This window comes from Bacillus sp. TL12, assembly GCF_022625245.1.
In the GTDB taxonomy this organism is placed as follows: Bacteria; Bacillota; Bacilli; order Bacillales; family Bacillaceae_G; genus Bacillus_A.
The window spans coordinates 1-11,779 of sequence record NZ_JAJJBY010000061.1 but is presented as its reverse complement, the minus strand read 5'-3'; the positions used below and the strand labels follow the sequence as shown (position 1 = coordinate 11,779).

The following is an 11,779-nucleotide window of genomic DNA, read 5'->3' as shown; positions in this document are numbered from 1 at the left end:
GTCTAACTTTTTGGGGTCACTTCACCCTCGAATAAAGGACGCGATGTCGGCTTTAAACTTAACGGCCAAACTCTTTATTAAATATTTTATCCCGACTCGCTATGACTTCCGGACCTACTGCGTTGATGGAAGTTACTAAAATATGCTCCCCTCCTAGAGAGCCACCAACTCTCGATTCAAACCCGAAAGTACCACCGGCGTGCCCCCAATATGATTGCCCATCCGGTGTCTTTTCTTCATAAATTCCTAGTCCGACTTTACCAATAGGTGAATCTACTGTTGTGAGCATCTGGTCCATCATCTCTTGATTTAGAAGCTTTCCGCTCAACAGCGCACTGAAGAAGGTAGTTAAATCTTTGACAGATGAAACCATATTTCCCGCTGCATTTGCCCATGATTGATTTATTTCTGTCAAATCATACAAATGACCCGATCTATCCATATTATATCCTGTAGCATGCTTACCTGGTATATGAGGATTTGCTTCCATTACGAATGTCTCCTTTAACCCAAGTGGACCGATGAAGCGTTTTCTGATTTGCTCTGCATACGTATCTCCTGTTACCTTTTGAATAATTTGCCCAGCTAGCACAGTATTGGTGTTTGAATAGTCCCAGCCCTCCCCTGGTGCAAATACAGGAGGCTTGGCAAGCCCCAAGCTGATAAGTTCATCAGCGGTATAGTAACGGTATGGATTTTGAGGTAAGGTAATATCTCGCATATCCAAATCTGTATAGGATGCAATCCCGCTTGTATGATTCAATAACTGACGAATTGTAATTTTGTTACCGTCATACCCATTACCTTGTACGACCCCCGGTAACCATTTTTCAACCGAATCATCAAGGTTTAATTGCTTTTCCTCAGCCAACTGTAGTATAGCGGAAGCTGTGAACGTCTTCGTGATGCTTCCGATACGAAATGAAAAGTTCGGTTCTACTGCGCGCGGTACCTCGTAACTCGCTGTCCCTGTAGCATAAGACCAGCGCTTACCATCCTTTAATCCGCCTGCTATGACACTTGGGATTTTTTTATTGGTTACTACCTGATCGATTACGTATTTGACTTCTTCTCGATGGTTCCTTTTCTTTTCTTTATCCATAACTTCCTTTTGGGTTTTCCCTGCAAATTCTGAGACTAAAATATTCTTGATATGTTTTTCTGCTCCTAGTACATTGATGTTTATCGAGATGACATGTTGACCATCTTCCGTTCCACCTGCAAAGTTAGTAAATCCGGGAATTCCACCACCATGCCCCCATACTTCGGTACCGTCCGGCAATCTTGTTGCATGTATGCCAAGCCCATACTTTCCTAACGGGGAATCAGCTGTACTCGTCATCATTTCCTTTTGCATCTCCGGCGTCAACAGCTTTCCACCTAATAATGCACGAAAAAACGTCGTCAAGTCTTCTCCTGTCGAAATCATCTCACCTCCAGCATTAGCAAATGACGGGTTAAGCACAGTAATATCTACTAATTTATCTCCCGTATTCAAGTAGCCACGAGCATTTTTTTTCGGAATATCCATCGAGCTTCCAGGAAGGAATGTTTCTTTAAGTCCGAGTGGCTCAATAATTCGTTTCTTAACCTGTTCGGCATATGTTTCTCCAGTAACCTTCTGGATAATAAGTCCTACAATAACCGTATTTGTATTCGAGTATGCCCACCCCGTTACTGGATCTAGCTCCAAAGCACGAGCAATTAACTGTTCAGGTGTATAATTTGCGCTTGGATTTTCAAGTAATTTATTCTTAAACTCTGGAGTCAAGAAGTCTGGAATTCCACTCGTATGATTTAATAATTGTCGAATTGTAATTTTGTTTCCATCATAGCCTTTCCCCTTTACGAACCCCGGGATCCATTTCTCTACCGTATCATCCAGACTTAGCTTCTTCTCTCCAGCAAGCTGTAATGCAACTGTAGCAACAAACGTCTTCGTTGTACTTCCAATCCTGAAAGCAGAATCAGCATCCACCTTATGATTTCTCTCGATGTTTGCCTCACCAGAAGCATATGACCAGTTTACATCTCCATTTTTCACGGCAACAATAACACCTGGAATATTTTCAGTATTAGCAGCCTTATCAACAGCCTGTTGGGTGGGCGTCTGTTTATACACTGCGTTTACATTTCTATTAGTAGGTAATACTAGTGTCCCAGCCAGTATAGTCGCTGTTAAGGCAAGTGCAGTTCCTTTTTTAATGATGAATGATTTCATAACACATCTCTCCTATTATTTTGAAATTTTCTGTTGCTTCACTCCCTCACCTTAACTTCGAAATTGTTAAATAGCATAGTGACGAAGCGACTAAATGTTTCATGACAGCGTGCGTAAATCTGTCACAAAAACCGTATGATAAACTGTCACCTGTCTTATATGACATACTTTACAGCCAGTCTCTGACCGTCCTTCCACTATCTATTGACGAATTGGAAGATATACCGCATGATAAATCTAAATCATTAGAAAGTTGATCTCAAAAAAATACAAGTAGGTGTGCATAATCTATGTTCTCAGTAATGAAAAAGTGGTTTTGGTATGATTGGATATTTGTATCCGTACGAACGTTTTGGCTGTTCGTTATTATAAGTGCTGATTTTATACATCCATCATTAATCAATGCGTCACTTTGGATTGTAATTTCTCTTGCTATCGTCGTTTACTTTGTTCCATTAATCGTCCGATATAAGAAAGAAGACTGGTATCTTGCAGTCGATGTCACGGCATCAGGCCTATATTATCTTTATTTAGCCTACGTAGCGCCGGGATTGCTTTGGTCTTTCGTTTTACTCGTAATGATTATTGGTTTAGCAAACATTCAAAAAAACTATGTGTGGACAGGTGTCCTCTGTGGAATCGTATTCCCAGCATTGAACAGCTGGATCGCTAATCATCTCCCATATGAGTCTATCTTTAGCTGCAGCCTTGGTTTTGTCATTGGGATGGCATTTAATATATTAATTCAGTACCATAAGCAAGCCCAAATTATACAAGAGCAGAAGCTGTTGCTGGAGCAACATATTAAGCGGATTGAGGAGCTTACGCTGATAGAAGAACGCAACCGGCTGTCACATGAGCTGCATGACACAATTGGCCATACTCTTACCTCTCTTATCGTCGGTGTCGAATCATTGCGAGCGTCAGTGCCAGATTCGCAGTTTGAGAGAATTGATTCTCTTGTCGGTATTGCCCAAAACAGTCTGGATGATATCCGAAAGCATCTTCATCAGCTCTCTCATAATCCATTAAATTATTCGTTAAGTGAATCGTTGAGACAATTAACCGAAGAATTTATGAGGTCGACGGGTATAACGGTTACATTCCGTGTGATTGGCAATGAGACTCTAGTCATGCAAAAAATAAACTTTTGCCTATATCGTTGCCTTCAAGAGTCTCTAACAAACGCGGTTCGGCACGGCAAGGCGAGCGCGATAGCCGTTCAACTGCATTTCGATAGGAAACAGCTTCGGTTACAGATTGAAGATAACGGCGTCGGAATGAAAGAAATTCAATTCGGATTTGGGTTCAATGGGATGAAGGAACGGCTTGAACAATATCACGGCACATTGTCGGTTCATTCTGGAGCTGAGCAAGGAACATTTGTCATATGTAATATTCCGTTGCAGACAGAACTTGTACATGACACGATCCGCCTGTTGATCGTTGATGATCAGGCACTTATTACCGACAGTTTAGAGAAAGTTTTGGATCAGCATGCTGATTTTACCATCGCTGGTAAGGCGAAGGATGGGCGCGAAGCATTAGAACATTGTGAGCAGTTCCATCCTGATATCGTATTAATGGATATTCGTATGCCGGGAATGGACGGACTTGAGGCTTTACTTGAGATGAAACAGCGATGGCCTGATATTAAGATTGTGCTCATGACAACGTTTGAGGATTCCTTGCAAGCAGCAACTGCATTGGAACATGGAGCGAAAGGCTACTTGCTGAAGTCAATTCATCCACGAGAGATGATGGAAGCTCTGAAACTTATTTATAACGGAGGGACCTGGATCGATCAATCGGTCGCTACGCGAGTCTTCGAAGAGATGAAGCGTCAACGTGAGCAACTAGAAAAGATTCGCTCAAGTAAGGAAAGCTACCCGTACGGACTTACGAAACGCGAGATGGAAATTCTGGAGCATTTGTCGAACGGGCTTCGCTACAAATCAATTGCTTCTAAGCTATTTTTATCAGAGGGAACAATACGCAATTACTGTTCGAATCTATACTCGAAGCTCGGCGTCAATAATCGCGAGGAAGCAATCAAAATAGCGCGAACAGAGAATATCTTACAGACGGTGTAAAACTTTCCGATAGTACTCAAATTATAGATCCTTTCGATACATATATGTCTGCTGCGCCAAATAATGAGCCTATCTTGCGAAGAAAAGACTTATTGAAGTTCTGTCTGAATTTATAAATTTTCATCAAGTATGATAACTTCCCTGACATTATCTGTAAGGGAAGTTATACTATAATAGGCTATATCAATAGTGATTGGAGTGTTATTAGATGCAAACAAAAAATGTTTATCTTTATGTATTTAATACAATGTCAGACTGGGAATATGGATATTTAATTGCTGAATTAAACTCGGGAAGATATTTCAAAAAAGATTTAGCTCCGTTAAAGGTAGTTACAGTAGGAGCTAATAAGGAAATTATTACTACAATGGGAGGACTGAGCATACAACCAGATATTTCCCTAGATGAATGTACTCTTGGGAGTAGAGATCTTTTAATCTTACCTGGAGGGAATACTTGGGGAGAAGATATTCATCAACCTATCTTGAAAAAAATTGGCGAAGCTTTAAAGCTTGGCACTATTGTTGCTGCAATTTGTGGTGCAACTGAGGGCCTTGCGAATATGGGATACTTAGATTCTAGAAAGCATACAAGCAATGACTTAGAGTATATTAAAATGGTCTGTCCTAATTATAAAGGAGAAAAATTTTATGAGATGAGACCTGCGGTATCTGGTGAGAATTTAGTTACTGCATCAGGAGTAGCCCCTCTGGAATTTGCGGTGGAAGTACTGAAAAAATTAGATGTATTCGCATCAGATACATTACTTTCATGGTATAACCTAAATAAGACTCATAAACCTGAATACTTTTTCCAGTTAATGAATTCAATAAATAGATGAGCTAAAAAAATCAATTTAGCAGTTTTTAAGTTGAATGGGATTCCTAGATAAAAGTCAATATATTCGGAGTTAATATGTAATTTTTACATATTAACTCCTTGATTAAAACGTTAATTTGAATATCATAACAATACTAATTCCCATTAAGCATATCTGCAAAGATAACCCCAACATTATTTTTACGCTTCATATGTTTTTCTAAATATATCTTAGTGGTTTGAATATTTTCATGTCCTAAGGTCTGCATCAAATGATACAAATCAGCATTCCCCTGTTCTACTGCCATAATTGCAAAGGCATGTCGAAATGTATGTGCTGTGACTGGATTTTCACGATATTTTAAGAAATCCAAATTTGTTTTTTTTATCATATCTGTTACCTGGTTAGATAACGTTTTTGAGTTATAAAAATCACCTCTTTGGTTTACAAATAATGGGCTTTCATCCCCTTGGTCTAATTCTGTTTTAAATCCTCTTCTTCTTCTCATTTCACAAATACACTGATACAAATGTTCCGAAACAAAAAGTTCACGTACCTTATCCCCTTTTCCAATCACTTTTAACCAATACTTCCCGTCATAGTGTAAATCTTTTATTCTTGTTTTACACAATTCCTGAATCCTTGCACCTGTACTAGCTAACGCCAGTAAGATTGTATAGTTTACTAAATGCCCTTTCTCTTTATAAAACCCTAATATCTTCATGACTTCCTCATAGGATAAATCACGATTTGGTCGATCTTGTTCGTTTACATTTGCACGCTGCAGTTCATCATGTAGTGGTTTTTCAATATAACCAAACCCATGAAGATGTTTTAAAAATGAACGAATTAATACCGTTTTCTTTGCTAATGTTGCAATCGCATAAGTACCACCATTACGACCATTCTGTACTTCTTTTAACCAGATATTATATTTTCGAATGTGCCAAGGTCTCAATGTTTTTAATAAAGAAGCGTTTTTTTGTACCTCTTCCCCGTTAATTTCAAATTCTTCTGCATGCTCTACCATGCATTGGCAAAATGATAGGATTTCAGATACATAGCTCTTCTGCGTATCTTTTTTTCGGTTCTTCTTCTCATCCATGTCTTTTTGTAAATGTACAAAATGGTAAATGACTTCTAGATCACTTAAAAAATCATATTTTCCCTTTCCATCTTTTTCTGCGGCCTCCATTTTTCGTTCCACATCATTCATATGACGGTTATTATTCAGAAAAGGGCTAACATCTTTAATATGCTCTATATATGTATCTACAAATTCTTTTTTATTGTTTACAACAGGTAATAATTGTTTTCTATTTCTAGAATCCATAAAACTATTTCACCTCTTCTTGTGTAAATTGTAAGTCTATATCTATTTATTAAGTATACTATGAATTTGATTGTACTTACATCTATTGTACAAAGTAAATTTCATGTTCTTTCTGTAAGAATACTACATTCTTCTCTATTTAAATATACATTTATTTTTTTATAAATTATTATTAATTATGTATTGTTTTAGAATCAATTCATTAATTTAGAATTTATTTTTATATTTAAAAATAGATTTATTTTACTTTAAATATAGAAATTCATTTAAAATTACATTAATTTTCATAAATGAATCAATGCTTTTAATATATTAAGAACTATTTTCATATATATAGCGGACTCTGTTATAATATATCTATAATTTAAGAATTATGGAAATTAAGTAAGGAGGCATTACTTTCATGACACAGGATTTATTGTTTATTACAAAGCCAACAGTAACTACAAAAGAAGCAGCAGATTTAATGGGAGTTACCGTACAGACTATCTTAAAGAAAGAAAAAGATGGTTTAATTGAATGTGTATATAAGGATAATTGGAAACAATTCGGTAGCAAAATCTTTTATTTAGAAGATATCGAACGATTAATGAATAAAGAAGAAATCAAAGGATTAAGTACAAAAGAAGCAGCAGAACTTTTAAATGTAGCACCTTCTACCATATTTACTTATATTAAATCAGGAAAGCTACCAGCAAAAATGGTAGAAAAGCGAGGAAAGCAAGTATATATAATTGATGAAGAAGATTTAGAGATTTTTCAGCTCGATTATGAAAAAACAACTACGAAAGAGCGTAAAACTTTTATCACCAAGATTCAGGATACTGAATTTTATTTATATCAATTACTTACGCATCAAGATACAGGGGAAAAAGCTCGTGTGATAGAGATAAATGGGACTAATGGAAAAGTTATCACGCAAAATGAAGAAATCTTTTCTTTATCCGAATACAAAGATCATGACTACAAAGTTGAACATTTTGACAAACATGCAGTGATTACAAAACGAGGATATCTATCTTTTACTTTTAAAAAGCCTCAGCTATTTAATTCAATTACTTATAATCTAATAAACTTATTTTATAAACACCTTGGTGTAGCAAATATGCGTCTAAACGTTATACAGGACACAATTCAAGTTGAAATTAAACCTTTTGTCTTAAAGGTAGAGCCATTACAATTTCAAGAGGAAATTAAATACTTACATTCTCATATGAAGACAGGCTCAATACTGCCACATGTTGACGGTATATACTTTAAAAGCAATGTAGAGCCGTTAACTTTTCATGCGGATCATAAATTCAAACAAAAAGTAATTCAAATGGCTTCAGAATCTGGCTTGGGTCAGGAAGAGTTCTTACTTCATGCAGTAAAAACTTATATTACAGCGTTAGAAGAATAAGATAAAAAGCAAAACCTTTAGAATATAAAAAAATAAAATTATATAGTATTCCATTACATTGATTTATAAATAAACGATCTTTTCGTACAACTTACGGTGACCCCGAGAATGCAGCTATTCTACTTTACGTGTAATAGGTTCGCTGGTTCTCCCTTATAGAAAAAATATTTTTATGACTGATTTAACACTCACCTTTATGTAAGTACCTGTACTAAAAGTGCATACTTACATATTTGCAGTATGTTCTTTATTATAAAGATATAAAAAATACTTAAGGAGGAAAAATCTTTGAAGACTCTTGTTATCGTAACACATCCCAGTATAGAAACATCCGTCATTAATAAGCGATGGGTAGAAGAACTGAAAAAATATCCGGAAAAGTATACTGTTCACGAATTGTCTAAGGTTTACCCTGATGGAAACATAAACGTGGAAAAAGAACAAAAATTGGTTGAATCACATGGTAATCTTGTTTTGCAGTTCCCTATATATTGGTTTAATTGTCCACCTCTCCTTAAAAAATGGTTTGACGATGTTTTAACTTATGGATGGGCTTATGGTTCAAATGGAGGTGATAAATTAAAGAATCGTAGAGTTGCTTTAGGTGTATCTGCAGGAATCAAAAAAGAAGATTATAGTGAAAGCGGAAGATATCAGTATACACTTGAACAAATATTAGTTCCATTTGAAACGACATTCCTGTATTGCAATGCAGATTATCGTTCGTTCTTTACGTTTTACGGCAAAGAAAATGAGCCGGGTGGAAACGAAGAAGAAGAAAGTGAGCCGGGTACAAGCGAATTGGAAAAAAGTGCTCAGGAATATTTGAATTTTGTTGACAACCTGTAATAGGAAGCTTTATTAAAGCTACAAAAAAGAAGTTTTTTGTTGGGGAGATACTTCTTTTTGATTTAAACAAAATAGCTATACCTACTTGTGTACATCCTTCAGAGATGGAAAACGATTCTTCTCTCCCCACTCACACATCATATTTAACAAAGGAACGAGAGAAAGACCACGGTCAGATAATGAATATTCAACTTTTGGAGGTATTTGGGGAAATTCCTTGCGTATGATAAGGTCCTCTGCCTCCAGCTCTTTTAACATGATGCTTAGCGTTTTAAATGAAATGGTACCGATACTTCGCTTCAGCTCATTATGCCGCATAACCTTATTTTCAGACAGCCAATATATAATGATCATTTTATATTTACCGGCTATTAAGGACAACGTATATCCAAAGCCAGTGTCTTTTAGTTCAACTCCACTCGGAACACAGGTTTTGCGCACAAGTTACACTCTCCCTTAGGTAAGTAATGAAATAGGCATCCTTTACAATAGATTATTATGCACTCTTATTGCAAAGGATGTAAAATAATATCGCTAAAAAATTTTGCTATATCTTTAATTCGTATAAATTTCAACTAAACACCCCTTAAATCAACTTTTAAAAAGCTTCTTCTTTATTCAATTAAATGGCCCGATTGTTAAATAACATGATTGATGTTTTTTAAACAACTTCTCAATAACAACATCAAAATCTTTTTTTATTGGTTCTGTTGCAAAAACCATTTGATAGAGACATAGAACCTGCATGGACTGTTCAATGACAGTTTATGATGCAATTCCAAACAATTTATGTATAAATCTAACTTCAATTACTTGCAAGAGCTTTAGAGTTTTTGCACCAGAACCAATTTTTTTGTTTTGAGGCTTTATAAAATTCTTAAATCGATGGGTATGTGCAGTAATCCTTATTCCCCTTTTTCGGCGGACGTGTAAAAAATCCCATATTAATTCTTAGTTATTTTAATCCTAACTTCTCACATAATCGATGCAAAAAATATAACCCATGTAACTGTTCTTGATTACGTTTATTTAAATGCTGTTGGCACTCCTCGACAATGCTTTTTGCCCCTTCAATATTGTATTCCTCCAAATTTCTAATAGATTTTTTTAATTGAACAATTTCGTTTGAATACACAGCGTTTTGCGTAAGCTTCATTAATAAAATTTTAATAAACTGATATGAATTAAAGTAGCGATAATTATTTTCACCTCTCTTTGAACTAACATACTCCTCCTTTTCCCAATATCGTATAGTAGAAGTAGAGATTTTTGCTTTGTTTGCTACCTCTCCAATTGTCATTAAGTTATTTGCTATCGATTGGGAATCAATGATATCGTTTAGGTCTTTTATTATTCTAGTAGCTAACTCGTTTTCTTGATAGTTGGCTGCTTGTATCTCGTTGATTATCCAGAGTGCAGAATTCAGATTTTTTTGTTGCAGTTTTTTTAGTACAGCTGTTGTTATCTCCATTCCAAACCCCGGTGACATGGCTACTATACATTCAAAATATGCTAAATGTTCCTCCGTATAGATTCGATATCCTGTATCCAACCTTTCTGTGGCTGGAATAATCCCCCTTGTTTCGTAACTTCTTAAAGTGCTAGTACTCACATTTAACCTTTTTGCAATATCAATAGGTCTTATATTATTCTTCATTCTTTTTCATCCCCACCAACATTAAACTCATTATAAAGTTTATCATTTAATATCCTCTAAAATAAGTATATGCAATCGAAAACCTTATAATTTGCTTTAATGTTATAAGATTAAGGATTAAGTAATAAAAAATGGCGGAGGGATCTAAGTGTCAAAATTAAACATTCAACCCGAAATGTCAATTGAAGAGTTAGGACAAAAAGGATCTGGTTATTTAAAGGACCATTGGGAAGAAGTTCTTGCAGATACCATTGAGAAATTCCAAAAATTGTTTCCTGAGTACGAAGATGCCACATATGGTATGTACTTAGATAAACTACTTCCTCCAGCATGGAAAGAGCTTGAGAAAGCAGGTTTTAAATCTGCTGAAAAAACAAAAGAAGATGATTTTATTATTGCTGGTTGCTTAAATTTTAGAAATTCTATTGAAAAAGCAAAATGGGGAACGCCTGATCATGAAAAGCGTGTCTTTTGGATTGTCATTGAAAACCAAAATAAACAATTAATTGGTACTTTTCTTTTTGAATTATCTCATTCTCATGTAAATTTCAACCTCCCTTCAGCTCCAAAACTAATGACTTTTAAAAGTACTGAAAGAAATGAAATTACCAAAAAAATTCTAAGCCTAAACGAAACTTCTTGATTAATGTAGCAAGAGGCTGTCTAAAAAAAGCTTGACTCATCCAACTGAACAGCCTTCTTTAGTCCTTGCACATTGTGTGGGAATTTTTTAATAAATAAAAAGGGTGCTTATTTTTAGGCAGCCCTTTTTATTTTGTCCTTTAAGTCCGTTGATGGTTACATGGCATATTTTGTATTGACTTAAAGGGGGTAATGTTAATGTATTATTATGATAGTTATTATAATTATGTACCTTTTCAATATTCAACTGGACAACAGTCTACTGAATTTGAGAATCCACAAGAAGTTTATCTCGTAGATCATGGAAGAATTCGTTTAATTGTTAGTACGGCTGTTTATCATGGCATTTTTAGAGATTGGAAAGGTTTAATTCCTGTGGGCCTACAAAATTATCCTAAAGGACCATCTCTTCGCGAAGGAACTTTTCTATTCAAATATAAAGATAGTCCTACTGTATATTTGCGTGATTGGGAAAATGGTCGTACACAAGTAAAGCGACGGATTGTAAGTGCTAGTATAAAGCTGAAGAGGCAGAGACCATCTACGGAAATAGATGGTCTTTTGCTATTGGATAATAAATGTATTATTTTGATGGTGTTTATCTAAGGTATTGTTTTACACTTGGTCCCTGCACGTTGTGTGGGGATTTTTTATAAAGAAAAGACACTCTTTCGAGTGCCTATCTTTAGTTGACTATTCATTTTTCTATAGGGTTTCGACATAATACATGAAATACTAGCGCTGATCTATTAGGGGTACCGC

11 protein-coding genes are annotated in these 11,779 nt (G+C 35.6%); 6 read left to right on the top strand and 5 right to left on the bottom strand.

The annotated features are described in order from the left end of the window. Nucleotides 1-58 precede the first annotated feature (58 nt). Nucleotides 59-2,221, bottom strand: a complete 2,163-nt coding sequence (locus LOK41_RS25995; RefSeq protein WP_241818897.1) for a serine hydrolase domain-containing protein — start codon at nt 2,219-2,221, stop codon at nt 59-61. A gap of 290 nt (nt 2,222-2,511) precedes the next feature. Here LOK41_RS25995 and LOK41_RS25990 point away from each other — a divergent pair, with 290 nt between their 5' ends. Together LOK41_RS25990 and LOK41_RS25985 are read left to right on the top strand one after the other, a co-directional pair. After that, nucleotides 2,512-4,314, top strand: a complete 1,803-nt coding sequence (locus LOK41_RS25990) for a helix-turn-helix transcriptional regulator (protein ID WP_241818896.1) — start codon at nt 2,512-2,514, stop codon at nt 4,312-4,314. A gap of 208 nt (nt 4,315-4,522) precedes the next feature. Then, the gene (locus tag LOK41_RS25985) at nt 4,523-5,155 is read left to right on the top strand and encodes a type 1 glutamine amidotransferase family protein (RefSeq protein WP_241818895.1); all 633 of its coding nucleotides are present in this window, start codon (nt 4,523-4,525) and stop codon (nt 5,153-5,155) included. A 133-nt stretch (nt 5,156-5,288) separates the two neighbouring features. Here the strand turns inward: LOK41_RS25985 and LOK41_RS25980 are convergent, their stop codons facing one another. Continuing rightward, nucleotides 5,289-6,467 carry a tyrosine-type recombinase/integrase gene (locus tag LOK41_RS25980; protein ID WP_241818894.1) on the bottom strand — a complete coding sequence of 393 codons (1,179 nt, stop codon included), beginning with the start codon at nt 6,465-6,467 and terminating at the stop codon, nt 5,289-5,291. Between the two features lie 403 nt (nt 6,468-6,870). Between LOK41_RS25980 and LOK41_RS25975 the strand changes: the two genes are divergently transcribed. Further along, complete coding sequence (locus LOK41_RS25975) at nt 6,871-7,869, top strand: helix-turn-helix domain-containing protein (protein WP_241818893.1); 999 nt, start codon at nt 6,871-6,873, stop codon at nt 7,867-7,869. Nucleotides 7,870-8,157: 288 nt separating this feature from the next. After that, nucleotides 8,158-8,718 carry an NAD(P)H-dependent oxidoreductase gene (locus LOK41_RS25970; protein ID WP_241818892.1) on the top strand — a complete coding sequence of 187 codons (561 nt, stop codon included), beginning with the start codon at nt 8,158-8,160 and terminating at the stop codon, nt 8,716-8,718. An 81-nt stretch (nt 8,719-8,799) separates the two neighbouring features. Here the strand turns inward: LOK41_RS25970 and LOK41_RS25965 are convergent, their stop codons facing one another. From LOK41_RS25965 to LOK41_RS25960, 3 genes are all read right to left on the bottom strand, one after another. Continuing rightward, complete coding sequence (locus LOK41_RS25965; RefSeq protein ID WP_241818891.1) at nt 8,800-9,159, bottom strand: winged helix-turn-helix transcriptional regulator; 360 nt, start codon at nt 9,157-9,159, stop codon at nt 8,800-8,802. Nucleotides 9,160-9,336: 177 nt separating this feature from the next. Beyond that, nucleotides 9,337-9,465, bottom strand: coding sequence for a hypothetical protein (locus LOK41_RS29045; RefSeq protein ID WP_277818766.1), 129 nt, complete (start codon nt 9,463-9,465; stop codon nt 9,337-9,339). 208 nt (nt 9,466-9,673) lie between these two features. Further along, nucleotides 9,674-10,375: a MerR family DNA-binding transcriptional regulator gene (locus LOK41_RS25960; RefSeq protein ID WP_241818890.1), complete on the bottom strand. Its 702-nt coding sequence runs from the start codon at nt 10,373-10,375 to the stop codon at nt 9,674-9,676. A 148-nt stretch (nt 10,376-10,523) separates the two neighbouring features. Between LOK41_RS25960 and LOK41_RS25955 the strand changes: the two genes are divergently transcribed. Both LOK41_RS25955 and LOK41_RS25950 read left to right on the top strand, forming a co-directional pair. Then, the gene (locus LOK41_RS25955) at nt 10,524-11,018 is read left to right on the top strand and encodes a DUF6022 family protein (protein WP_241818889.1); all 495 of its coding nucleotides are present in this window, start codon (nt 10,524-10,526) and stop codon (nt 11,016-11,018) included. A gap of 197 nt (nt 11,019-11,215) precedes the next feature. Continuing rightward, complete coding sequence (locus LOK41_RS25950) at nt 11,216-11,623, top strand: hypothetical protein (RefSeq protein WP_241818888.1); 408 nt, start codon at nt 11,216-11,218, stop codon at nt 11,621-11,623. The last annotated feature ends 156 nt before the right edge of the window (nt 11,624-11,779 follow it).